The organism is Brevibacillus antibioticus (assembly GCF_005217615.1).
GTDB lineage: Bacteria > Bacillota > Bacilli > Brevibacillales > Brevibacillaceae > Brevibacillus > Brevibacillus antibioticus.
Genome location: NZ_SZNK01000001.1, coordinates 1474259 through 1499911 on the forward strand (window position 1 = coordinate 1474259; position 25653 = coordinate 1499911).

Here is a 25653-nt window from a genome sequence, read left to right on the forward strand (position 1 = left end):
ACTATTCAGGGAGGTTAAGATGGGCAACCAAACATACGGATTGAATATTTTTCTCTTTTCTTTTACTCGTTTCATTACAGAATTAGGTAGCGGTGTATACAAATTTGCTCTCGCCCTGTACATTGCGGATGTGACGGGTTCTTCCGCTGCATTTGCAACTGTTTTGGGCTTTTCATACTTACCAGGAGTGCTAATTAATATTTTTGCTGGCGCCTATATTGATAGACACAATAAGAAAACAATCATGGTCGTCACTGAGCTACTAAGCGGTGCGCTCGTTCTCTTGTTTTTACTATTTTTCCTCCAGTTTCCCACGAATCTATGGCTGTTTGTCGGATACGCCTTCGTGATCAGTACCATTCAGGCTTTTACGTATCTCTCTTTGCAGGCATCCATTCCTGAGCTGGTAGATGAGGACAGAGTAGGAAGCATGAACTCTATTTACCAAGCAATCAGCGCCATTCTCAATGTAGCGGGTCCTTTGGTAGGGGCGATTGCCTATCGTTTAATGGGGATGGAAATGATCTTGCTGATCGATGGCCTTTCTTTTATCGGAGCAGGTATCTTGCAGATGTTCCTTCGTTTTCGCAAGGCCGAGGCAGCACAGGAGACAACGCAAAGCTATACAGAAACAATCAAGGAAGTCTTCCAATATATCCGAGAACAGGTTGTCATCAAGTACTTGTTCCTGATTTTCCTGGTGCTCAATTTTATTTTCCCTCCGCTCATGTATGTGGGGCTGCTGCATATTGCCTATCGAGTCGAACAAGTATCGATGGAGCAATTCTCCTTTATTCAGTCCTCCTGGTTTATCGGGATCATTATCGGAGCGGCTATTGTCTCTATGAAAAGGGTGAGCAAATACGTTGAGAATAAAATCTTCCTCTTGATTCAAGTGCAAGGGATTCTCTTGATGACGTGGGTATTTCCGATTTTTGTTCCGGAAACGAGTAACGCCTCGTGGATCATTACGGGCGTGTTTGTCGGGATTTTAATGGTCTCCGCAATCTTCAACTCCATGGGGAACATCCCGATGTTTACCTTTGTTCAATTGAACACGCCTGAGCATTTGCGTGCCAGCATGTTTGGTGTGGTCGGTACTTTTACCGGAGTGGCCGTACCGTTTGGGATCTGGTTGTATGGTATTTTACTCGAGGCCGTTTATTGGCCCTATCTCTTGTTGGTCTCAGGTGCCATCATTTTCGTGATCGCCTTGATCGCTCATCTGAACAAGCAAGTGAGTCAATACTTTAAGAAAAAAGAAGAACCCGTGGTTGCAGACAAGTCTGCTTGAGCAAGTTCACGATAACGAGAGAGAGAATAGGATGTCAGTTTCAATCAAAAAGACAATGACAAAACTACTGGAGGACTCTACGTGTAGAGTATGCACTATGTCGTTTTGACCGTTGTACTGATGTTCATCACGTCATTCACCTTGTCGACAGCTCGGAAGTGAAGCAAAAGGTCGATGTCCCATTGGATGTGTTGGAAAACTACAAGCAAGGGGGCTCGGCGCTGTTGAACCAGCGTTGTGCCCTCTAACCACTTCATAGAGCCGAATAGCATGATGACAGGTGAGTCGACCAAGGATGAAACACAACAATTTTTTGCAACAAAATATTGGATGATTGCCATGTTGCTTGGTCACACTAAGGTGGGAGGTGTAACCATGGAACAAACCATTCAGGTCAATGGTGAGGATTATCATTTCGAGTCAACATACGATGGGGATTCACAGTATAATGTTCAAGTACGATGTGGCAAGAAAGTGGTATCGAGCTTCAAAATCTCAGCCGGATCGGAAAGTGAAGTGTTTGAGGCAGCCCGTGCTCATTTCAGTGCGGATAAGGAATTGGGCAATCTAAATGGATAGAGACTGGTCTCGGAACGCAGCTTGCGAATGCAGGGCTGCGGTTTTTTTCTTGCGCAAAGGGAAATCTCATGATAAGGTTATTTTGTTTCCGCGGAAACAAAAATCGAAATAGATGAGGAGCTGATGCTGCATTGGACCCTAAAAAGAAAATTTGGAATCGATGGATCACCTTTCTACATAAACAGGAGGAGCGCAGCAAGCTACGTGAAGAAATGCTATTGCGTCAGATCAAAATCAGCGTGCCTGATTATGATAAAGTTGGAAGGTTATCCGTAACAGAGCTCCACGTCCTTCAAGAGGTAGGGGGAAAAGATCGAGTCAATGTTACGACAATTGCACAGCATATTGGGGTAACAAAGAGTGCGATATCCAAAATAACAGTCAAACTTTTGAAGAAGGGATTACTGGAGCGCTATCAGCTCGAAGACAATCAGAAGGAGGTTTTTTTCAGGCTGACATCAGTAGGAGAAATGGTAAACGAGATTCACGAACACTACCATCAACGCCTGGAAAATGACATGTACCGATTCTTGGATAGGTATACCCCTGCTGAATTGGCATTTTTGGATGAGGTCATAAGAGAAGCAACAGAAGATTAGGGGAAACATTCAACTGGTGTTCATTATTTTTTTTACGAAAATTGTTTCCAAGGACACAATATGAACGAGACAAGAGGAGAGCAATCATGAATCCAAAAAAAGTACTGTACCTACTTGGGATAACGCTAATGCTAGGTATGTTCGCGCAAAATTTGTTCATGCCTATTTTACCAGCCATGCAAAAAGAGTTTCAGACGAGTGTAACCATGATTAACTGGACCGTTTCAATCTTTACCGTCATGCTCGCGATTATGCAAATCATCTACGGACCATTTATTGATCGGTTCGGGCGAAAACGTGTCATGATACCTGCCCTGATCCTATATACGATCGCGTCAATCGGATGCTATCTAGTCGATTCTATTGATGGGCTATTATTTTTCCGGGCTTTACAAGGGGCGGGGTTTGCTGCTATTCCGATCGTAGCCGCAACGATCATCGGAGACTTATTTACAGGAATTCAACGTGCATCTGCGATGGGTACTTATCAGATGCTGCTTGCACTCAGTCCGGCACTTGGTCCACTGTTAGGTGGCTGGATTGGCGGCATCGGTGGACATTCTGCAGTCTTTTTGTTTTTGGCGATCTGCGCAGTCTTTCTCGTCGGAATCAATGCTACATGGTTACCCGAAACGAAAAGGACCCAAGCTACATCATCAGGCGGTTTTACATTAGGGTCTTTCCGTAAGATTTTGCTCCACCCAGTCGGTGCATCTGTCATTTTGATCGGTTTTAGCCAAATGTACGCCTATTATTGCTTTCTGCTGTTTCTCCCTGTTCAATTGACGAACAACTACGTAGTCTCTGTTGAAATAATCGGATTGGTTTTCTTGCTCGTGTCAGTCGTCTTTATTATCAGTAGCAAGTTGTCTGCTGTATTGCAAAATCGATGGGGAGCACGTAAAACATTACTGGTGACGACCGGTGCAAATGCTTTGGCAATGTTTCTTTTTATGACTGGGGCTGATGTTTCTTTTCTCCTGCTTATGATAACAAGTACGCTGTTTGCCTTAACCTTGGGGGTAGGTATGCCTGCACATACGATTTTGCTATCCGAAGTATTTGAAGCAGAGCGTGCAACGTCCATTGGTGTGTACAATTTCATCCGCTATACGGGGATGGCTGCAGGTCCGGTTGTAGGTGCGATCCTGTTAGAATGGGGAGGGGTTTGGCTTGAATTTGGTATGGCCGGTATCCTCATTGCTCTGACGACCATATTTGCACGACAAAAGGTGAAAAGAACCGCAGTGAACATGCAAGAGGAGTTCTAATGTTCGGACAGACTTTTCATGTTGGGCTAAATATGCTACAACAGGGATGAAACAATGGAGCGGGAGGAGCAATCAAAAGATGCAGCATCAAGAAGAACGGGACCCAAGGGCACTGATTGCAAGTTTTACTAACAATCCGTCCAGCATCCAGTCACTATCCGAAGGCGAATGCCTGACATTCCTGCAAATGCTTGAACAGCACCGCCAAGAACATCCGGGCGAAGAGCTTGATTTGACGGAAGCGATGGTACTGGCGCGGATGTCTGCTTTGCGGATGCACAAGACAGGAGGCCATACACTAGCTGCTGAATGGGTAGATCGTGCCCTTCAACTAGCCCCTAATTATCGCTACGCTGGAGAGGTTAAGCTCGAGCTGTACTTTTCACAGTTGCGATCCCATGCCTTTCTCACTGAATTCAAGTCTGTGCGTGAAACGGATAACGTCGTCATGCGCAGGAGAACAGTTGAGGTGCTGGAAGAGCAGGCAACCAATGAGCTGGCTGAAATCACGAAATGGCGCTCTCTTGCGGAAGAGACGCAACAGGCAGCGCAAAAGTGGAATGATTCGGAGGCGGAAGCCACGGCAGCTGGCCTCGTGCTGTTATACACGGAGCGACAAAATTTATTAGTACAATTGCAAGAACGTGTTCAAGCGTATGGAGCGTCTTTATCCGGGGTCTTTTATTCCAGTGAAATGCTCATCCAATTGCAAGAGACAATTCGCGCTTTAACTAACCAGCAAGAACAGAAGGAAAAGCTCCTGCCGCAAAGGAACGAAAGGGTAGAAGATCGCGAAAAAGCACCTCAGCAAGATTTGAGTGCTTTAGAGCAATTGGAGCAGTTGATCGGCTTGGACGAGATCAAACATCGGGTTCGGCAGTTGGCGCAATTTCTGCAGTATCGCCAGCTACGTGAAGAAAAGGGCTGGCATATGAAAGACCAGCTCCCCCTTCATCTCGTACTGATGGGGAACCCAGGCACGGGGAAGACGACTTTGGCTCGCTTGATCGCCAAGCTGTATCAGGAGCTCGGACTATTGGCAAAAGGACAGCTCATTGAGGTGGATCGTTCTGCGTTGGTCGGCGCTTACGTGGGACAGACGGAGCAGCGCGTCATGGAAGCGATCAAGCAGGCAGACGGCGGCGTCTTGTTTATCGATGAGGCATACAGCTTGAAGCGTCCAGATAGCTCCGGCAGTGATTACGGACAAGTGGCGATAGACACACTTGTATCCGCTATGACAAGTGGTGAATATGCAGGACGCTTCGTCGTGATGCTGGCGGGCTATCCAGAAGAAATGCGTCATTTTTTGTACGCCAACCCTGGGCTGAATAGTCGTTTTCCAGAGACGGGCCACTTTTTACTGCCGGACTATCAGGCAGACGAACTGGTACAAATCGCAGTAGAAGTAGCCTTACGGAACGATTTTACTCTGACAGAGGCGGCAAAAGTTACGCTGCGCCAGCGCATTGAAAAAGCGCAAGTAGATGAGACGTTTGGCAATGCTCGGGCGGTCACGAATATCGTGCTCGATGCGATCTTTGCCAAAGGACGCGAGACAGACGGTAAGGAACTGAAATGGGATGACTTTACGATTCTCAAACCAGAGGATGTACGTGGCTGCGATCCGCCGCAAAAAGAAAGAAATGCGGGAGCTCGACTGCAAGCGTTGATTGGCCTTGCTCAAGTGAAAACGGAGCTGAAAAAAATCGCTGCGTATGTGTCCGTCCAGCAAGAACGCGCAGTAAGAGGCCTGCCGAAAAGTCCGATTGAGCTCCATGCCGTCTTTACTGGAAATCCAGGCACAGGGAAGACGACGGTTGCCCAACTGTATGCGCAGATTTTGCAAGAAATCGGCTATTTGAAACGCGGTCATCTTGTTACGGCAAGTAGGGCCGACTTGGTAGCAGGGTATGTTGGGCAGACCGCAATACTTACACGCAGAAAAGTTCGAGAAGCTTTGGGCGGCGTTTTGTTTATCGATGAAGCGTATTCGCTACTCGGCGGGGGTGAGCGGGATTTTGGACAGGAAGCAGTTGATACGCTCGTAGAGGAGATGACCAAACACGAAGAGAATCTGGTCGTGGTCCTCGCAGGCTACCCACTCGAAATGAATTCATTATTGATGAGCAACCCCGGACTCTTGTCACGGTTTAAAAAATATATTGCGTTCCCCGACTACACCGTGAAGGAACTTGTGCACATTCTTGAACAGGCTGCAAGTGATGTGGGGTATGCGATTGAGAAGAACGTGCTGGAAATGATCTCGCAGTCTTTGGATAAAGCAGTCAGTGTTCATCGATTGAACGGCAATGGTCGTTTTAGCCATAACCTGTTGCAAGAGGCGATTCAAAACCAGGCTGTGCGACTGATGGATACTCCGAAGCAGGAATGGAATCAGGAAATGCTGATGCAGTTGGCATGGGCCGATTTTCAACCGATTTTACAGTGGACGGTAGAAGAGGATGGGACAAAAAAATAGTTTTTGTCCCATGCCTATGTCTTCTTACTCTTTTGACAATTCACTCTTTCTCTTATAATGGATAGAAATGGTTTCATTATGCCATGGGGGAAGGGTGTTTGGTTTGCGAAAAAAATGGCAAGCAGCTTTATGCACGACACTAGTTCTAACACTATCGCTGGAAGGAATTCCGGTGGATGCCAAAAAAGAGGGAGAGCGTCGGGGCAATATCCAGATCGAAGCGGATAAGGGTCTTGCACTGGACAAGCTTTCGTCGAAAAAGAGAGAATCTGAGCTTGTCGTTATTCAGTTATCTGGTCCTGTTCGTGAGGAGTGGAAAGAAGAACTGGAAAATATCGGCGTCACGCTTGGTGATTACATACCGGATTATGCATTCATCGCGAAAATCGAAGATGAACAGGTAAGAAGGGAAGTCAAAGGACTGTCCTTTGTCGAAGACGTTATGGCGTTTACACCGAAGTCCAAGGTATCATCGGAGCTTCGTTTTGATGGAGGAAAAAGAGAACGGGTCGAAGTCGCCGTCATCGGTTTCAATCAACGGGTGGACATGTATCGAGCGATGACGGAAATGACGGAGGATCAAGATATACGCGACATTCAAACGCCGGAGGATGCTCCACATATATCTATCGCTAAGATGGATCAGCAAACGATTGAACAAGTGGTTGAATCAGATGATGTCATTGCGGTTGTCCCCGTGCCAGAAAACAAGCTGCACAATGATGTAGCAGCTACCATCATTCATTCGGACAAGCTGGCCTCGACAGGGTACACAGGCAAGGGACAAATTGTCGGAGTCGCCGATACCGGACTTGATACAGGGAAGCTCCAAACGATGCATCCAGATTTTAAGGGCCAGATTGAGAAGCTTATTTCACTTGGCCGACCGAATAATGCGACTGATGTTCACGGTCATGGTACGCATGTAGCTGGCTCCATTGTAGGCACAGGTAAAGCATCAGATGGACAGTATAGGGGAACGGCACCGGGTGCGAAGCTCGTTTTTCATGCGATAGAGAACACGAAAGGGAAGCTCAACACGGATGTCGAGACCATTTTGCAGGAAGCTTACGAAGAGGGAGCCCGCATTCACTCTAATTCATGGGGGGCGAATGATAAGGGAGAGTATAGCCTGTCATCGCTACTATTTGATCGCTTTTTATGGGAGCATCCAGATATGACGGTGCTTATTGCGGCTGGAAACGATGGAGTGAAAGGCTATAAAACGATCGGGAGCCCAGCCACGGCTAAAAACGTTATCGCTGTTGGCGCTACGGAAAATGCTCGTCCCAGCTTGGGGAAGAACTCCGATAAAGCGGACGACGTGTGGGTATCGAGCAGTCGTGGGTTAACAGGCGACGGGCGTTTGAAGCCGGATATTGTCGCGCCCGGTTCAGCGATCTTGTCCACGCGCTCTTCACTGGCACCGAGCAAAAATTTCTACAAGCGTTTTAATGATCATTACGCATATATGAACGGAACGAGCATGGCTACGCCAATTTTAGCGGGCGGTGTGGCACAAATCAGGGAATTTTTGCAGGAAAAAGGGGAAAAAAATCCGAGTGGTGCATTAATAAAAGCCATGCTGTTGACGAGTGCAGACAATTTGGATAAAGACATGCGCGAGCAAGGCTTCGGACGAGCCAATCTGGCGAATGCGATTGAAACGAACTACAAGGACGAGAAGGTTGGCATTCGCACGCGTGAAAAGGTTACGTATGAGGTCAATGTCTCGGATGATTCCAAGCCGTTGGCAATTACGCTGGCGTGGACGGATTATCCCGCTGCCATTGTCGCAAAGCGCGCGCTCGTCAACGATTTGAATCTGAAGGTGACGACACCGAGTGGAGAAAAACTGAACGGCAATGACTTTTTTGAGGCCCCGTACAACGATGAAGTGGACAACCTGAACAACGTCGAGCAAGTATGGATTACCGAGCCGAAAAAGGGAACCTACACCGTGACGGTCGAAGGCTATAACATCCCGAAAGGACCTCAGCCGTATGCGCTAGCAACAACGGGAAAATGGCAAAAGACCGATAACGAGGAAGAGGAAGAGGAAAAGCCGGCGGTTGAACAAGAGCCTTTCCGAACAGGAAAGCTGACGAAAAAGCAGGAATACATGGACTATTTAATTCGCGTCAATGAGACGGGGGATTTGGAATTGTCCGTAGACTGGAAAGAGGATGCCGATGTTGATGTGTACGTGTATAACATTCATTCAAAAGAGCTTGCGTCTGCCACGACGTCCAACACTCCTGAGGAACTAACAGTGAATATCGAGCAAATCGGCCTGTACAAAATCCGTGTCGTGCTAACGGAAGGCAAAGAAGCGAAGTATCGCATGTATATGAATAAGCCAGGAAAATAAAAAAAAGACACAACCTTCGTCTTCTGAATCGATGAAAGGTTGTGTCTTTTTTAGTGCTGCTCTTCCTTGCTCAACCATTCCCGCGCACGCATGGCGATCTCTAGGCAAATCCTGTTTTGCGTTGCCGTATAATCCTTACCGAGAATTTCCTCGATTTTTTCCAAGCGATGATAGAGTGTTTGACGATGAATGAACAGTTTTTCCGCAGCTTCTTGTTTGGACAGGTTACTATCTAAATAGACACGCAGCGTTTGAACGAGCGAGGAGCCGTGTGTTTGGTCATAGGCTAACAGCGGGCCGAGGTAATCGCTTATGAAGGTCTTTAACACAGGCTCACTAGGTACGTGGAACAGGAGCCGGAACAATCCGAGATCAGCGAAAAACGGACTGGGTGATTCCTGACAAAAAGCTAGTGCCTGTTCCGCCTCCGCGAGGTGCCGTCCAGCGTCAGACAAACGTTTTCCGGCTCGACTGACACCCATCCAGATTGGAACATCCGCTCCTAGTATTTGCGTCATGATTCTTTTTACATCGCGAAAAGCTATCTCCAGAGTACGCCGGGAATCTACAAGCGGACGCTGCTCGATCAGCATAAAGTAAAAGCGATGGCCCATACAACGTATGAATGGCCGAAAGTGATGACGAGTCAAAAGTGAGCGGAAGATAGCTGTCAGATCGTGCGGCGGCAGGGAATCCTCGGCCAGATTCTTCGGCTTCTCAAACGATAAAAGAATCATGTGATAGGCCGAGGCTTTACCGCTGCCCGTGATACCGAGTAAGGAACGCACTTGTTCCTCTGGTATGGAGCGGTTGGCAATCCATTCATCAAACAGCCGGTTTTCGGTAGCGAGCGCCTGTTCTTCCACAAACATTTTCCGCATTAAAATTTGGGCCATCGCACTGACTGTATTGTCTAAGGTCAGGAGCAAATACTCATCTGGACTGCGTTCATATAAAACAATGCCGACATAGGCGAGCACGTGACCCATTGCCATCACGGGTTGATAGGCAAGCTGCCTGGTCGCAGAGAGAGAAAGGAAGCGGACGCCAGCTTCACTACTATCCAGTTCGGAAAAATGAGACCGCATCAAATCACTCATCTCCACAGCAACATCATGCGGTACCACCGGAGCAAATTGTGGCGAGCCATTTGGAGAGTAATAGAAGACCTGTGTCTGAACTGCCACCTGAAAATGCTGCAATAGCTTAGGTATGCCCGCTGCCTGTAGGCTGAGCTGTTGCAAACTGCGTGAGTAGGCTTCGAGATTGCGGAGTGCTTGCATCTGCGCATGGATCAAATGCTCGTGCAAATCTTGCGTGATATCCACAAAGCGGACAGGCTGATGAAAAACAAGCAACGGAAACTGGTGGTGGTTCGCCAACTCTAGCATATCTTCAGGGATGGAAGGGATGTATCGTCCTAGCTCGATGCATAGCCCGGCTGCTTTTCGCCGGATGAGCTCGGATAAATACGCAAGTCGCTTTTCCTTTTCTTCGCCAAATCCTAGCCCGGTTGATAGAATCAGCTCGCCGCCATTTAAAAACTGTCCGGTATCGGCTGTCTCCAATACGTGAACCCAGCGAACAGGCCGTGACAGGCCGTGATGTCCCGCTACCACTTGGGCATGTTGAAACAATGGTCGCTTGATGATTTCTCCAATGGTTAGGCGCAAATCGTTACTCATCAGGTTCACCTCTTCCATTTACACTCTGTATGATTAACCCTACGTAATGCGTTACGCTTTGTCTAGTGCTTACAGGTGTTATTTTTGGATAAAATGGAATTGTCAATCAATTGATCGTGAGGAGTTGAAGGGATGAACACAGCTATCGTTGGAAATCCGTTGAAAAACTACATCGGCGGCCAGTGGCTAGATTCACTAACGACACGTTTTGAGGATGTACCCAATCCAGCAACAGGAGAATTGCTGTCACGCGTACCGCTATCGACGAAAGAAGATGTGGACAAGGCTGTTGCGGCTGCAAAGGAAGCGTTTATGAGCTGGAGTGCTACCCCTGTTGTGGATCGTGCACGCATTATGTTTCGTTTTCATAGTCTTCTCGTCAAGCACGAGGATGAACTCGCCCGGATGATCACCATGGAGAACGGCAAAAATCTGCCTGAGGCACAGGCGGAGCTATTGCGTGGGCTGGAAATGGTAGAGTTCGCTTGTGGGATGCCAACACTGATGATGGGGGAAACCTTGCCCAATATCGCAAACAGCATCGACAGTCAGGTGATTCGATTCCCGTTGGGGGTAGTCGGCGGGATTACACCGTTTAACTTCCCCGTGATGGTCCCGATGTGGATGTACCCGATTGCGATTACCGCTGGAAATACGTTTGTCCTGAAGCCCTCGGAGCGCACGCCTCTGTCTTCGATTCGAATCGCCGAACTACTAAAGGAAGCAGGGTTGCCAGATGGTGTATTCAACGTCGTAAACGGAGCGCATGATGTCGTGAATGGTCTGTTGGAGCATCCAGACGTAAAAGCGATCTCATTTGTTGGCTCGCAGCCGGTTGCAGAATATGTGTACAAGACAGCAGCGGCGAACGGGAAACGAGTGCAAGCACTGGCTGGGGCGAAAAATCACCATTTGGTCATGCCTGACACGGATTTGAAGCGCGCAGCAAAAACAATTACGAGCTCAGCATTCGGCTGTGCAGGAGAGCGGTGTATGGCAGCCAGCGCTGTTGTTGCTGTCGAGGAGATTGCCGATGAGCTGATCGCGCATCTGATCGACGAAGCCAATGCTCTCGCGATGGGGAATGGTTTGGAGGAGGGCGTCGATCTCGGGCCTGTCATCCGTGATTCGCACTTGTCCAAAGTACATGACTACATTGAAAAAGGTGTCGGATCTGGCGCCGCGCTTGTTCGCGATGGTCGCGAGGATGCGAAAAAGCTGCGGGATGGTTACTTCCTCGGGCCAACGATTTTTGACAAGGCAGATGCCGAGATGGTCATTGTCCGTGACGAGATTTTTGCGCCTGTTCTGAGTGTCATGCGTGTGAAAGGCTTTGAAGAGGGCTTGGAGACGATCAGCCGCTCGCGTTTTGGCAATGGGGCGACCATCTATACGAACAACGGAAAATGGGGAAGAGAATTCGTACAGCAGGTGGAAGCGGGGATGGTCGGTGTCAATGTAGGGGTGCCTGCTCCGATGGGCTTCTTTGCTTTCTCGGGCTGGAAACAGTCCTTTTACGGTGATTTGCATGCTAATGGAAAGGATGGCGTCCTCTTTTTCACGAAGAAAAAAACGGTCACATCCAGATGGTTCGAAGACGGTGATACCAGCATTGACTCGCAAAAAGTTTTTGTAAAATAAACGCTTACGAAATAGAAGGAGGATTGTGCGATGGAGCAAGAACAAGTGACGAAAGATTTTGATAAAGAGAGCTTGCTGGATGCCGACCGTTCGCATATGTGGCACCATATGTCCCCCTACAATCCCAATCCGATGATCGTAACGGAAGCGAGCGGATCGTGGATCACCGATATCGACGGGAATCGGTACCTGGATGGAATGTCTGGCTTGTGGTGCGTCAACGTTGGCTATGGCCGACAGGAGCTCGCAGACGCCGCTTATGAGCAGTTGAAGCAATTGGCTTATTTTCCACTCACACAAAGCCACGTCCCTGCTATTCGTCTATCCGAGAAGATCAGCGAATGGCTTGGAGAGGAGTATCGCGTTTTCTTTTCCAACAGCGGCTCGGAAGCGAACGAAGTCGCATTCAAGATTGCCCGTCAATATCATCACCAGAACGGGGAGCCGGATCGTTACAAATTCATTTCGCGCCATCGCGCTTACCACGGGAATACGATGGGAGCTCTCGCCGCAACAGGTCAATCCATACGCAAGGAAAAATACGAGCCATTAGCGCCTGGCTTCCTTCATGTACCGCCGCCTTACTGCTACCGTTGTCCGGCTGGAAAATCGTACGGCAAATGCAATCTGGAATGCGCCCAATATTATGATCAAGTGATCAATTGGGAAGGAGAAAAGACAGTGGCTGCCGTCATCATGGAGCCGACCATTACCGGGGGAGGCGTCTTGGTTCCTTCACCGGAATACATGCCAAAAGTGCGGGAAATCTGCGATAAGTACGGCGTGTTGATGATCGTAGACGAGGTCATCTGCGGATTCGGCCGCTCCGGTCAAAAGTTCGGCCACCAAAACTTCGGCATCAAGCCAGACATCGTGACCATGGCCAAAGGTATTACGAGCGCCTACCTGCCACTTTCTGCAACGGCTGTGCGGGCAGAAATCGCAGACAAATTCAACGAGCAAGGGAATAATTTGCATTTCCGTCATGTCAATACGTTTGGCGGCAATCCGGCGGCATGCGCACTTGCCCTGAAAAATCTTGAAATTTTAGAAGAGGAAAAGCTGGTGGAGAGAGCGGAGGAGCTCGGTGCAGAATTGCTTGCCAAGCTGGCGTTTCTCGCGGAGCATCCATACGTCGGCGATATACGTAGCTTTGGCTTTCTGATGGGAATTGAGATGGTAGAGGATCGCAAAACGAAGGAACCTGCGGCGCCTGCGAAATTGACACAGGTCATTGCTGAGTGCAAGAAGCGTGGGCTAATCATCGGGCGCAATGGCGATACCATTCCGAGCTTTAATAACGTGCTGACGCTTTCGCCGCCGTTTACTACGACGAGCGACGATATCGATTTTATTGCGCAGGTCATGAAGGAAGCCTTTGATACATTGGCGTAAACGTGTTTTAGATGATGAATGAAAGCAGCGGCTGTTCGCTGAAAATATAGTATTAGACCGGAACTCTTATGGGGAGTTCCGGTCTTCTTTATCACTCGATATTTGAGAATTCGTTTTAGACTGACTCATTTATCTATCGTTCCGCGTTAGTTAAATGATTAATTACGAGTATTCAATGAGTTTCTTTCTTGTCGATTTCTGCAATTTCGCTTCTTTCGCACTCCACTACGATTAAAGAATGGGTTATTGGAGCATCGAGAGAACTGTAAATAAGCTAGTCTATGCGATTCATTGTAGGATAATTCACGGTGAACCGTATCACAAGAGATGGTAAAGGAAAGGTTTGAATTGACGGTACCATATAAAATGATAAAATATGGTTTATATCAAATTTATGTAACTAAAGAGGGATATATGGATTATTTAATTGATAATAAAGAATGGATATTTTCAGGCATTGGGGTTCTAATAATCGGAGCAATAATTAATTTCTTCAAAAAAAGGATGATTCTAAGAATCAAGCAAGCATAAATCAAGGCGGACATAGTAATTTCCAGGTTAATGGGGATGTTTCAAACAGCAATAATATAACAACTTATGTTAATATGGAGCCGGAAAAGGAACTAGAAAAAAAAAAGTCCACTGAGTGAATTGATAAATAAGTTTTATTTTATATTTGAGCAACACGGGGTCAAAAGATCGCAAATCCCCTCCTTTATTGATAAAAAATTCAATTTAAGTTATGCAGATGTGGCTAGTGAAGATTCAATTATTCCTAAACTTAATGATGAATTGCTAGAGTGGGTTTCCTCTAAATTTGGCATTAGAAGAAGCTGGTTTGATACAGTGGATGAGGTCTATTCGAGCAGGTATATCTATGATACGTTAGATTGTTATAAGTGTGTCGGAGCATTTATCAATTTGTTTAGTAAGCTTATAGATGAACTAAATGTTTATCGTTATAGAGATTCACTACATGTTTATTTCTTGAAAAATTTCGATAAATTTAAAGGTGATAAATATGGTGAAACTGAAAAAGCGGATGTTATAGTAATAGTTAGTGTGAAAATTGGTAAAACAACTACTAATTCTGTTGAAAAATATATCTTGATTACGCAAAATCTAAGATGGGATTATTGGAATTCTAGGCAAGATGTAAAACGAATGATCAGAATAGTTGACAAGCTAAAAATTTCCATGACTGGGTATGACATATCGATTGAAGAGTACAATGCAATTGGGTCAGCCGAAGTAGTACCTAGAGCTATACTGAAGCAAAAAAAGAGAGTCACTTGGTATCCCTACGATTATGATGGATCTCATAATGATAGGATTGATAAAGTTGAGTATGAACCCGACAATGAGTTTTATGAAAGCTTAAAATGGATTGATGAAAGTATAGCTCAAATGATTAATGAAAAAGAGATGAATATAGCAGGAGTCTAGACGGCTCAGGGGTAACACCTTTTTATTTACTTCAGATAATCGCCTACTGTACGTTGGGTGAAAACTGCGCGAATCTTCGGCGTGGTTTTTTGCGATACTTCTGAAGTTTGGATAGTGGTATCCGCAACATGAACGAGCATCCATTATTTCAAGGGTAAAACTAGGAATGAACAAGAGAGCATCAGAAGGGAAATGGAACGGTGGAGTAATTTACCGTTACAACTGCTTTGATAAGAAACTCGTTATAAATGAAACGGAGAGCGAAGTTATTCAGTATTTTTAGTATTAGGACAATACTGACGAACCCGACCTATATTGGACAGAATCGGTGGTCATCTCGCAAGCCTGATTGCGGATGAAGCGGATAGCGATCATATGGTCGAATACTACCAACGATGTGTCCCCGCGTATTACAAAGGCTTTTCGGAGTACGCGGATGTATCCTCTATCACTGATCATTGCGTCTACGAGCTGATCCTTCTCGTATTCGGGTACAGGCTTGTGGAGTGGTATCTCCACACAGAGGACGATGACGAGAAGACAAAGCATGTCCATACGCTCCAAAAAATCTATGAAATGAAGACCAGCCCAGCGCTGGGTTGACTCTAAAAAAAGAACTCCGAAAACCCTTGAATGTGGTGGGTTTTCGGGGTTCTTTCATTACTCCCATTCGATCGTCGTCGGCGGCTTGCTCGTGAAGTTTTCAGTCTCCACTGCTTGATAGCGTTTTTGCAGCTTCGCTCGATGCGCGTCCAAGATCTCTTCAAAAGAAACCTCGTATTGGTTTGCCAGCAAGATAAGGTTCCCAAGTACATCACCGAGCTCTTCCACCAGCTCTTGACGCGCCTCTGCTGCTGCCTTCTGGCCTTCATCCGGACGATCTCGGCCAATTTCAATTGCACGTACCGCCCTTGCTAACTCACCTGCTTCTTCCATCAAAAAGCCAACACGAATAAAAGGCCCGTAACCAGTCCAGCCGCGTTCTTGATAAAAATCTCCCACCCATTTTTGAAACTCGGTAATATTCACATATATCTGTCCCTTCCTGATTTTAGTATAATTATATTACACGCAAAGCAATTTATGGGAAAAGCCATTCTACTTCAACAAGTTTTGGGAGGATGACATGAAACGTATTTGTGTTTATGCAGGTTCCAATCCGGGAGTAAATCCACTTTTTGAGCGGTACGCACAGGAGTTGGGAAAAGAACTGGTCGCTCGTGGTCTTGAATTGGTCTATGGTGGTTCTAGCATGGGATTGATGGGGCGCGTTGCAAATGCAGTACTGGAAGGCGATGGAAAAGCGATTGGCGTCATGCCTACGGGATTGTTCCGCGGAGAAATCGTACATAAAGGGCTGACAGAATTGCATGAGGTCCTAACGATGCACGAGCGCAAAGCGAAAATGATCGATCTGTCTGATGGCTTCATTGCTTTGCCGGGCGGATTGGGTACCTTTGAAGAAATTTTTGAAGTGGTGAGCTGGGGTCAAATTGGCATTCACCAAAAGCCGATCGGACTGTTGAACGTGGACGGCTACTATACGCCGTTGATGCAAATGGTGAAGCATGCGACTGAAGCCGGATTTATTCCAGCGATGCAGGGTGAATTGATCCTGTGCGAAAGTGATCCCGCTATTTTGCTTGATCGGATGCGAGATTACACACCGCCAGTGAAAGTGAACAAATGGTCGGAACTGGATAAATAAGAGCGTGAAAAAATAACCCGAAGTCCTCCATTTGTGCGAGGAAGTCGGGTTATTCTAGTTATTGACAGGATGAATGCAGAAGTGCTAATGTAGTTGATTATATCCCTAGTAAACAAATAGGAATAATAGTAATATAATTTGTCTTCATACGTCAGGAGGATACTTCATGAACAGATCAGCGAAATGGCTACAACTCTCCACATCAGCTGCCGTACTCTCAGCGGCGCTCGTTTTTCCAACTGCCGTCGGTGCAACAACGAAAACAACGGTAGAAGCACACGTAGAGTGGAACAGCTTTTTGCAGCAGCAATACGGTGTGAAATTTGACAAGACGGTTACTCGCGAGCAATTTGAGAAAGCATTGCTCAAGATCGTATCTACTACCACAAGTATATCGGAAAAAGACTTGTCAGCCAAAACTTTCTTACCTAAATCCAAAGATGTCTCCAAGCTGATTGTATGGGAAGCAGTCAGTGCTGCCGCAAAAGCTGCAGAGTTAAAAGAACTCGGGTATACATATAGCGAGGAAAAAGTAGCGACTGCCTTGAAAAAAGCAGGAATTTCGTACAAAAAGGGCGGCACGCTTACCTTGCAGGCGGCACAAGAGCTGGCTGTAGCCATTGACACGGGGCTTGTGTCCGCCAATGCTTTGAAGTCGGCAACTGTAGAAGGGGTAGTATCCGCAGAGCTTGCGAGTCAATTGCTAGCAAAAGTAGCAGAGTTCCATGGCTCAGCCAAAAACTATTTGGGTACAATCGCCGATGAAGAGATTTTTGGCAAGCTCGCACAGGCGTGGAATGAATCGCAAATCATTAAAGCCGGTGAATTGCAGGCGCTTGTAGACAAAGGCTTGAAGCAAAACCTGATTACTGGCTACAATCTGAAGGATGCCGCATTCGATCCTCATTTTGATCCACAGCGCACGATTACGTATGGGCATAGTGATCTCGCTCACGCCATTCAATTAATCGGCCTGCTAAAAAGTGAAGGCGTCAATGCCAAAGTTCAATTTGAGCCAAAAACATCTGCCTTCATTTACTTGAAGGAATGGGGAGAGCCCGTTCAAACAGCCGATTATCAAGTCGTTCAGATTGAAAACGGCAACTACATTGCGTATGCCAAGGAGTATGATCTCAGTCTGGAATTCGACAGTGTAGAAGAGAAAAAGAAGTTCCAGCCACTTGTTTTGAAATATGCCAAACGGGATCAAGAGGACATGACCGGATTGCTCAAGGCTTCTTGGTGGCAGCCGCTTTATCATTCCCGTACCGAGCTGGCAGATTATGCTGTCATTACGAACAACGTGTTAAAAGATGGCCGTTATGTCGTGCAGTCCTTCTCCCTGAATGAAGAATCACCAAAAGTCGTGGAAGGCTTCCAAAAGCTGAATGACAAAGTAAAGGTAGAGATATACAAATTTTGGGTAGATCAACCGTTCTTTCATTATCTCAACGGCGAATCGAAGTAAACTCCGTGAATCAAAAAGCGTCCTTCCCTTCAGAACATCGGGGAAAGGACGCTTTATTTTATTACATGGAGGATGGACGATAAATCCTTTTAGCGGATTTTGTCTTTTTCTGGTATCATTTAGGGATAGCCGTTGTTTTATGGCGATGGTTGTATAGACTTGCTGATAGTTTGGGAGGGAATGAAGTGAAAAAGAAAGCGATAATGCTACTGTTGTCCTGCTGTTTGTTCGCTTCGGCAGCATCCGCAGAAAACGCATCAACGACAATGCCAGTCACGCCGAAAAGCGCTACGGGAACATCCGTGCAGGCACCAACAAATTTGTCAAAAGGGCTGCTCGTGAATACCTTCACTTCCCATCAGTGGAAACAAGAGTCGCTTACAAAGCTACTGGGGAAATCCGTGAAAGAATTTGATGATTATGTGTATTATTCACAAGGAATCAGCATGAAGTGGGACGAAAACAAGCAAGCGTTTGCCGTTCTCGTTGAACCTTCCTATAAAGGCGAAGTTATAAAAGGGATTACGACCGCCAAAAGAAAAGACGAGATCGTCCGAATCTTGGGTAAACCACATTTTTCCGATGAAAAGCTTGCGTTGATTGGCTATGCGGAAGAGGGCTATTACTTGTTTTTCACGTTTGCGCAGGATAAAGTAAAAGCCATTTCTATGTATCGTCGTGATCAGATCGCCGATACAACAGCACTTGTTGAAATGGCTAAAAATTTGCAAGACTATGGTGAAAAATTAGGGGCACCCGCTGAATACGCTAATTTTTCTATCTTTGGTGCATGGGGAAAGCCGGACTTTTCGTACCACCTCAGAGGAATCGGTACATACGCCTGGGAATATCCATCCAGAGGCATCGCCTACGATGGTATGCCAGATGATGCAACGCTAACCATCTACAGTAATTTTCCGAGCAAAGACAAGCTCGCTGATTTAAAAAACGTAAAGAACATCGTTTTTTCTAAAGAAGATTCCTTGTTCTTGATCGAAAAACTGAGAATCGAAACGGAAAAAGAAAAAATCGAATTGGCGAAAAAAGCTGGAATCCCATCACCAGACAAGAAAAAAATCGCGGTGATTGATTCAGACAATTTGTACAATACCGCAAATATTCGTTTCTACCAGCCAGATTACACACCGCAAGCTCAACTGTTTCCAGGTTATTTTATTGATGAAGTAACATGGCTGGACAACAACTGGATCTTGTATCAGACAATGATGGGTGTGGGAGTTTATCATGTCGCTACACATGAAAAGATAGAAATTGTAGGGATGGAGAAAAAGGCAAAAGAGCCATTTGATATGTTGGATCTCAATTCAGTCAAGCCTGATCTAACGAAAAAAGCAATTGTGTTTGAAGTCAGCACGAAAGAGAAAAAACAGACGTACACCGTCCGCTATCAAATCACCGGGGACAAAATCAAATTCTCCTGGTAAAGAGAGGAACTAACGTTCTTTTTTGGCGCTGATGGGTGAGCTGGCTGCTTCCTTTTCGGCTAGATACGAGCGCATGCCTCGAACAAACAACTCACGCAGGACTTCCTGCTGCGTTTTGCTGCTGACAAGAGAGCGAATCAGCTCCAGTTCAGCTACCAATTCTGAATCGAGGTGAAGGTTGACAGTCTTTCCTTTGGTTCGTGGGTGTAGTTCGTAGTACTCCGTTGATTTTTTTACGATTCCTTCGATGGCAACAGCTTCGTTTAACCATTCCTGATCGGGGATATACAAGCATGGTGCTTCTAAAATAATATGGGTCAGTTCTTCGCTAAAACGAATGGCGAGGGTCTGGCCCTTTTTTTTATGCAAATCGCGGATTTGTCGTGATCTCTCTTGATTGGCAACTGTATTTTCCAGTGTGATTACGGCCAGTTCCATAGTGCCTCCTTAGGGGATGAGCAGTTCTTCTTCTGGTACCGACAACAATACTTCTCCCGTTTTTTCCAATTGGACTTGATAGATGAAGTGCTGATCGCTTCGCTTGACGGAGGTGATGATTCCCCAGCAGCAAGTGCTATCTCTTATGAGCTGGATACGATCCAACACCTCATAGCTCGGGCGAAGATACCCTTTTTTATATAGATAAGTGAGTACGGATTCTCGAGGAAAAAGAAATCGTTTGTTTCCTTGTTTACTGACCAAAAGGGGAAAGGTCTCCCGTTCGTCTATCCAATCCCCTAAAAATCCTTGATCTGCCCAGCGTTTGACGGTTGCCATACTACCAGCACGACCAGCTTTTGTCTCCAGGATGTCAAGTATTTCGCGCGAAGAGAGAAACGCTTTGCGCCTTTCGAGTTGCGTCAGGTAGTTTTTGCGCTCGGTTTCCAATTGGCAGAGAAGCGCATGGGCATCTTCGATTTTTTGTTTCACTACCCTGATCTCCAGGTCGTAATCCTTCATACGGGACGGCCCTTTCTTCCTTGTTTGTTTTTATCCTATTCGAACATGAAATCATTCATGTCAATCCAAACAGATTGATTTCGTTTCCTCACTAGGCAAATACGAAATGTAACAATCATAAAAAAGCGATTTCGCACATTGATTAATAGCAAGCATGTTTAGATCTGGTGAGGAGGTTGTGGACAGATGAGCATTCCCAATGAGCTCGCGAAAAATTTCGCGGAAGTCGTGCCTGCCTTAAAACCGTTGGAAGCCATCGATGAAGCGAATCGCTGCTTGTATTGCTATGATGCCCCCTGTATTAAGGCTTGTCCTACGTCGATTAACATCCCTTCCTTCATCAAAAAAATTGCGACTGGGAATTTGTTTGGATCAGCCCGGACGATCATGGAATCGAATCCCGTCGGGGCGAGCTGTGCGCGCGTATGTCCAACCGAGGAGCTGTGTGAGGGTGCCTGTGTACTAAATTCAGCTTCCAAGCCCATCATGATCGGTCTACTCCAGCGTCACGCGACAGACTGGGCAATCCAAAATCAAGCCACGCTTTTTTCAAAAGGCGAAGCAAATGGAAAACGCGTAGCCATCGTTGGAGCGGGCCCAGCGGGATTATCAGCAGCGCGTGAGCTTGCGCGTTTCGGCTACACGGTTACGGTATTTGAAGCAAAGGAAAAAGCGGGGGGATTGAACACGTACGGCATCGTGTCGTTCCGTCTGCCACAGGAAATTGCGCTATGGGAAGTAGAGCAAGTAGAGGCTTTGGGGGTAGAGATACGTACCAATACGCGAATCGGCGTGGATGTAGTGCCAGATGAGCTACTGGACCAGTATGACTCTATCCTGTTGGCCCCCGGTATGGGCAACGTCCCTCAGCTGCATATCCCTGGAGAAGAAGTGGAAGGTGTCGTCGATGCCATCGCACTCGTGGAGGAGACCAAGACCAAGCCACCATCAGACGAGATGCTCGGCAAAAAAGTCGTCATCATCGGTGCGGGGAATACGGCAATAGACGCTGCCACCTGTTCCAAACGTCTGGGTGCAGACAATGTTCAGATTCTGTACCGGCGGACAGTTCAAGAAATGTCCTGTTATCAGTTTGAGTACGAATTCGCCAAGCAGGATGGCGTAGAATTCCGCTGGCTCGTTGCTCCAACGCGTATACTCGCAGAAAACGGCCGAGTGAAGGGATTGGAACTGGTGCGCATGGAGCTCGGTGAACCGGATGAGAAAGGAAGAAAGCGCCCCGTAGAAATTCCAGACAGTCATTTTGTCATCGAAGTCGATTATGTCGTCAAAGCGATCGGACAAAACAGACATCTGTCTTTACTAGAAGCATTTGGGCTCCAACATCGTCATGGGATTGTCGAGGTCGAGGAAGGCACCTATCGAACCTCCCATGTAAAAGTTTACGCGGCGGGCGATGTCATTTTTGGTGGAGGCAAAACAGATGCGATGGTAGTCGACGCAGCCAATCACGGGAAACGAGCGGCTCATGCTATCCACCAATCGCTCCGTGAACAAAAACAGCCAGTATAAAGGAGGAGACCTATTATGGCAGATCTCAGCATAAATCTGGCGGGAATCCAATCCCCGAATCCATTCTGGTTGGCCTCTGCGCCGCCGACCAATTCAGGCTACCAAGTACAGCGTGCCTTTGAAGCGGGCTGGGGTGGCGCGGTCTGGAAGACACTCGGAGAGCCGATCATCAACGTCACCTCTCGCTTTGCCGCTCTGAACTTCGGGGGTCAGCGCGTCTTTGGTTTCAACAACATTGAACTGATTACGGACAAACCGCTTGAGGTCAATTTGAAGGAAATGGATGAAACGAAGCGGCGTTTTCCGAAGCACACGTTGATTGCGTCGTTAATGGTTGAACATAAACGGGAAGCATGGCACGAGATTGTCAAAAAGGTAGAGGCAATCGGCGTAGACGGTCTGGAATTGAATTTTGGCTGTCCGCACGGCATGGCAGAACGCGGGATGGGCTCTGCGGTTGGTCAGCATCCAGATTTAATCCGGCAACAGGTCGAATGGGTAAAAGAAGTCGCCCAAACCCCTGTTATCGTCAAGCTCACCCCAAACATTACGGATATTCGTTTTACTGCACGATCCGCAAGCCAGGGAGGGGCAGATGCCATCAGCATGATCAACACGATTAACAGCTTGATGGGGGTTGATCTCGATAAATGGCTGCCGATCCCACATGTGGATGGAAAAGGGGCGCACGGCGGCTATTGTGGTCCGGCAGTCAAACCAATCGCTCTGAACATGGTCGCAGAATGTGCACGCGATCCCAAGGTTGGTATCCCGATCTCTGGCATTGGAGGAATCTCTGATTGGCGTGATACCGTTGAATTTTTGCTGATGGGAGCAACGGGTGTTCAAGTATGTACAGCTGCCATGCATCATGGATTCCGGATCGTCGAAGACATGATTGATGGGCTTACCAATTACCTGGATCAGCGCGGGATTGCCTCCGTGATGGATATTGTCGGAAAAGCCGTGCATACGTACTCGGATTGGGGTCAACTGAATCTGAATTACAAGGTCGTGGCACGCATCCATGAAGAGACCTGTATTAACTGCAACAAGTGTCATATCGCTTGTGAGGACACTTCCCATCAATGCATTGACATTGTTCCTGATGCAGCGACAGGCAAAGAGCGCTTAGTCGTACGAGAAGAAGATTGTGTAGGCTGTAATTTGTGCTCCATCGTTTGTCCAGTGGAAGGAACGATTGAGATGGTCGAGATTCCGAGCGACAAAGCCCCTCTTAGCTGGAATCAGCGGCAGGCTGCTTTGGCTGCGGGTGGCAGCTGCGAGCTGTAAAGCAGTCATGTTTTCGGCATGGGGTGCATAGCGTGTACAGGGGAAGGCATGTCTACTCGGTGACGGGTTGAAGGGGAGATGATCATCAGATGAAAAAATGGATTCGAAATGGCACAGTCGTGACAGCGTCAGACACGTATCAGGCGGACATTTTGATCGATAGGGAAAAGGTAGTCGCAATTGGCTCCAATCTGGATGGAAAAGATGCCGAAGTCATCGATGCTACCGGATACTATGTTTTCCCAGGGGGGATTGACCCACATACCCATCTCGATATGCCTTTTGGCGGAACGGTTACTTCCGATAACTTTTATACAGGCACGAAGGCAGCCGCATTTGGCGGGACGACGAGCATCATCGATTTTTGCCTGACGAATAAAGGGGAGCCATTGCATTCATCCATTTCAACCTGGCACGAAAAAGCAAGGGGTAAAGCGGTCATTGACTACGGCTTCCACCTGATGGTTTCCAATGCGAACGATCAAGTGCTCGAGGAATTAGGAGCAGTCGTACGAAATGAAGGGATTACTTCGCTCAAAGTATTCATGGCCTACAAAAATGTGCTGATGGCCGATGATGAAACGTTATTTAAAACGTTGGTTCGGGCTAAGGAACTCGGTGCCTTGGTACAGGTCCATGCAGAGAATGGAGACGTTTTGGATTATTTGATCAAGCAGGCGATTGCAAAAGGGCAGACAGACCCCGTGTACCACGCCTACACCCGCCCTCCTGAAGCGGAAGGAGAAGCGACGGGACGTGCAATCGCATTGACTGCTCTGGCAGATGCCCAACTGTATGTCGTGCATGTATCGTGTGCAGAGGCAGTGCGTCGGATCGCAGAGGCTCGCGAAAAAGGATGGAATGTGTACGGGGAGACATGCCCGCAATATTTGCTGCTCGATATTACGGATCTACAGAAGCCGGGCTTTGAAGGTGCGAAGTACGTCTGGTCCCCTCCGCTTCGGGAAAAGTGGAATCAGGACGTCCTGTGGAGCGCGTTGAAAAATGGCATTTTGCAAACGGTTGGCTCCGATCATTGCTCTTTTAATTTCTCCGGTCAAAAAGAGCTGGGGCTAGGGGATTTTACGAAAATCCCGAATGGTGGGCCAATCATTGAGGACCGGATGCGCCTCCTCTTCTCGGAAGGCGTTGCAAAGGATAAGATCAGTCTCAATCAGTTCGTCGATATGACCTCTACAAAAGTAGCTAAATTGTTCGGGATGTTCCCGCAAAAAGGAACGATTGCGGTAGGTTCGGATGCGGATATTGTATTGTTTGATCCAACGGTGAAGTGCACGATCTCCGTTGAAACTCATCATATGAATGTCGACTACAATCCATTTGAAGGCATGGTGGTGAACGGCGATATCATCTCGGTGCTTTCGCGCGGCTCATTTGTCATTCGCAATCAGCAATTCGTCGGTCAAGCCGGGGCTGGACGCTTTGTAAAACGATCGACCTTTGCAAGACCGTAATCAATGAGAGTGCACAAGGGAGAGGAGGGCGATTATGGCAGATATCATTCGCATCGGCTTGATTCAAGCGAAAAACGAAGTCCACGGAGACGAACCGGTTCATATACACAAAGAAAAAGCCATCGAGAAGCATGAGAGGATGGTGCGGGAGGCGGCAGCCAAGGGGGCACAAATCATCTGTCTGCAAGAAATCTTCTATGGCCCGTATTTTTGTGCCGAACAGCAACCGAAATGGTATGAGTCAGCGGAAGAAGTCCCAAATGGACCAACCGTGCAACTTTTCTCTTCCCTTGCCCGCGAATTAGGAACGGTACTCATTTTACCTGTGTACGAACGCATAGGGATCGGTACGTACTACAACACTGCCGCTGTGATTGATGCGGATGGCACGTATTTGGGCAAATATCGCAAGCAGCATATTCCGCATGTCGGGGTGGGCAGCAGTGGCTGCGGATTCTGGGAGAAATATTACTTTAAGCCCGGAAATCTCGGCTATCCCGTTTTTGAAACCGCTTTTGCCAAGGTCGGGGTCTATATATGCTATGACCGCCATTTTCCGGAAGGCGCACGATTGCTGGGCTTGAATGGGGCGGAAATTGTATTCAATCCGTCCGCGACTGTCGCCGGCTTATCTGAATACTTGTGGAAGCTCGAGCAGCCTGCTCATGCCGTAGCCAACGGTTATTATGTGGCAGCGATCAATCGGGTAGGGACAGAAGCACCGTGGAACATGGGAGAGTTTTACGGGCAATCGTACTTGGTCGATCCGCGCGGACAATTTGTCGCTATGGGGAGCCGGGATCAGGATGAGGTCATTCTCGCTGAGATGGACCGTAACAAAATTCATGAGGTGCGGGATACGTGGCAATTTTATCGGGATCGCAGACCGGAGACCTACGAAGATATGGTAAAGCTATTACCTTAATAAAAGAGTGAGGGAGGTGCCGGATACGCGCCTTCCTCCTTTTCGCATCATTGGAAGGATTCCATCAGAGTCAAAAGGAGCGT

General features: G+C 47.2%; 20 protein-coding genes and 1 pseudogene. 17 read left to right on the forward strand and 4 right to left on the reverse strand.

Annotation, left to right across the window (positions count from 1 at the left end; translation table 11 throughout):
* The first annotated feature begins 19 nt into the window (after window positions 1-19).
* From E8L90_RS07045 to E8L90_RS07070, 6 genes are all read left to right on the forward strand, one after another.
* The gene (locus tag E8L90_RS07045) at window positions 20-1294 is read left to right on the forward strand and encodes an MFS transporter (RefSeq protein ID WP_137028584.1); all 1275 of its coding nucleotides are present in this window, start codon (window positions 20-22) and stop codon (window positions 1292-1294) included.
* Window positions 1295-1669: 375 nt separating this feature from the next.
* Window positions 1670-1873, forward strand: coding sequence for a hypothetical protein (locus E8L90_RS07050; protein WP_167497587.1), 204 nt, complete (start codon window positions 1670-1672; stop codon window positions 1871-1873).
* A 131-nt stretch (window positions 1874-2004) separates the two neighbouring features.
* Window positions 2005-2472 (forward strand): MarR family transcriptional regulator, encoded by a 468-nt coding sequence (locus E8L90_RS07055; protein ID WP_137028585.1) that lies wholly within the window; start codon window positions 2005-2007, stop codon window positions 2470-2472.
* A gap of 86 nt (window positions 2473-2558) precedes the next feature.
* The gene (locus tag E8L90_RS07060) at window positions 2559-3743 is read left to right on the forward strand and encodes an MFS transporter (RefSeq protein ID WP_137028586.1); all 1185 of its coding nucleotides are present in this window, start codon (window positions 2559-2561) and stop codon (window positions 3741-3743) included.
* 79 nt (window positions 3744-3822) lie between these two features.
* The gene (locus E8L90_RS07065) at window positions 3823-6225 is read left to right on the forward strand and encodes an AAA family ATPase (RefSeq protein ID WP_137028587.1); all 2403 of its coding nucleotides are present in this window, start codon (window positions 3823-3825) and stop codon (window positions 6223-6225) included.
* Window positions 6226-6319: 94 nt separating this feature from the next.
* Window positions 6320-8596: a S8 family serine peptidase gene (locus E8L90_RS07070; protein ID WP_137028588.1), complete on the forward strand. Its 2277-nt coding sequence runs from the start codon at window positions 6320-6322 to the stop codon at window positions 8594-8596.
* Window positions 8597-8646: 50 nt separating this feature from the next.
* On the opposite strand, the gene E8L90_RS07075 is transcribed toward E8L90_RS07070, so the two are convergent.
* Entirely contained in the window at window positions 8647-10281 is a 1635-nt protein-coding gene (locus E8L90_RS07075; protein ID WP_137028589.1) for a PucR family transcriptional regulator, read from the reverse strand.
* A gap of 132 nt (window positions 10282-10413) precedes the next feature.
* Between E8L90_RS07075 and E8L90_RS07080 the strand changes: the two genes are divergently transcribed.
* The 4 genes and pseudogenes from E8L90_RS07080 to E8L90_RS07095 form a co-directional block, all read left to right on the forward strand.
* On the forward strand, window positions 10414-11922 hold the full coding sequence (locus E8L90_RS07080; protein ID WP_137028590.1) for a CoA-acylating methylmalonate-semialdehyde dehydrogenase: 1509 nt from the start codon (window positions 10414-10416) through the stop codon (window positions 11920-11922).
* A 30-nt stretch (window positions 11923-11952) separates the two neighbouring features.
* Window positions 11953-13317, forward strand: coding sequence for an aspartate aminotransferase family protein (locus tag E8L90_RS07085; RefSeq protein ID WP_137028591.1), 1365 nt, complete (start codon window positions 11953-11955; stop codon window positions 13315-13317).
* A 750-nt stretch (window positions 13318-14067) separates the two neighbouring features.
* Window positions 14068-14763 (forward strand): hypothetical protein, encoded by a 696-nt coding sequence (locus E8L90_RS07090; RefSeq protein ID WP_162309063.1) that lies wholly within the window; start codon window positions 14068-14070, stop codon window positions 14761-14763.
* A 324-nt stretch (window positions 14764-15087) separates the two neighbouring features.
* Window positions 15088-15366, forward strand: a pseudogene (locus E8L90_RS07095) (aminoglycoside phosphotransferase family protein); the annotation flags it as partial.
* Between the two features lie 57 nt (window positions 15367-15423).
* On the opposite strand, the gene E8L90_RS07100 reads toward E8L90_RS07095, so the two are convergent.
* Complete coding sequence (locus tag E8L90_RS07100; RefSeq protein WP_137028593.1) at window positions 15424-15792, reverse strand: MazG nucleotide pyrophosphohydrolase domain-containing protein; 369 nt, start codon at window positions 15790-15792, stop codon at window positions 15424-15426.
* Between the two features lie 97 nt (window positions 15793-15889).
* Here E8L90_RS07100 and E8L90_RS07105 point away from each other — a divergent pair, with 97 nt between their 5' ends.
* The 3 genes from E8L90_RS07105 to E8L90_RS07115 all read left to right on the forward strand — a co-directional run bounded on the left by E8L90_RS07105 (window position 15890) and on the right by E8L90_RS07115 (window position 19384).
* A complete protein-coding gene (locus tag E8L90_RS07105; RefSeq protein ID WP_137028594.1) occupies window positions 15890-16471 on the forward strand; it encodes an LOG family protein in 582 nt (193 codons plus the stop codon).
* Window positions 16472-16637: 166 nt separating this feature from the next.
* Complete coding sequence (locus E8L90_RS07110; RefSeq protein ID WP_137028595.1) at window positions 16638-17939, forward strand: hypothetical protein; 1302 nt, start codon at window positions 16638-16640, stop codon at window positions 17937-17939.
* Window positions 17940-18124: 185 nt separating this feature from the next.
* Entirely contained in the window at window positions 18125-19384 is a 1260-nt protein-coding gene (locus E8L90_RS07115; RefSeq protein WP_137028596.1) for a hypothetical protein, read from the forward strand.
* 9 nt (window positions 19385-19393) lie between these two features.
* Here the strand turns inward: E8L90_RS07115 and E8L90_RS07120 are convergent, their stop codons facing one another.
* Entirely contained in the window at window positions 19394-19822 is a 429-nt protein-coding gene (locus tag E8L90_RS07120; RefSeq protein ID WP_137028597.1) for a hypothetical protein, read from the reverse strand.
* Between the two features lie 9 nt (window positions 19823-19831).
* Complete coding sequence (locus tag E8L90_RS07125; protein ID WP_244297171.1) at window positions 19832-20314, reverse strand: hypothetical protein; 483 nt, start codon at window positions 20312-20314, stop codon at window positions 19832-19834.
* A gap of 216 nt (window positions 20315-20530) precedes the next feature.
* Between E8L90_RS07125 and E8L90_RS07130 the strand changes: the two genes are divergently transcribed.
* The 4 genes from E8L90_RS07130 (at window position 20531) to E8L90_RS07145 (ending at window position 25570) form a co-directional block, all read left to right on the forward strand.
* Window positions 20531-21877 carry an NAD(P)-dependent oxidoreductase gene (locus tag E8L90_RS07130; RefSeq protein ID WP_137028599.1) on the forward strand — a complete coding sequence of 449 codons (1347 nt, stop codon included), beginning with the start codon at window positions 20531-20533 and terminating at the stop codon, window positions 21875-21877.
* A 15-nt stretch (window positions 21878-21892) separates the two neighbouring features.
* Window positions 21893-23170: an NAD-dependent dihydropyrimidine dehydrogenase subunit PreA gene (gene preA / locus E8L90_RS07135; protein ID WP_137028600.1), complete on the forward strand. Its 1278-nt coding sequence runs from the start codon at window positions 21893-21895 to the stop codon at window positions 23168-23170.
* Between the two features lie 89 nt (window positions 23171-23259).
* Window positions 23260-24645, forward strand: a complete 1386-nt coding sequence (gene hydA / locus E8L90_RS07140; protein WP_137028601.1) for a dihydropyrimidinase — start codon at window positions 23260-23262, stop codon at window positions 24643-24645.
* Window positions 24646-24679: 34 nt separating this feature from the next.
* The gene (locus E8L90_RS07145) at window positions 24680-25570 is read left to right on the forward strand and encodes a nitrilase-related carbon-nitrogen hydrolase (RefSeq protein WP_137028602.1); all 891 of its coding nucleotides are present in this window, start codon (window positions 24680-24682) and stop codon (window positions 25568-25570) included.
* Window positions 25571-25653 lie beyond the last annotated feature (83 nt).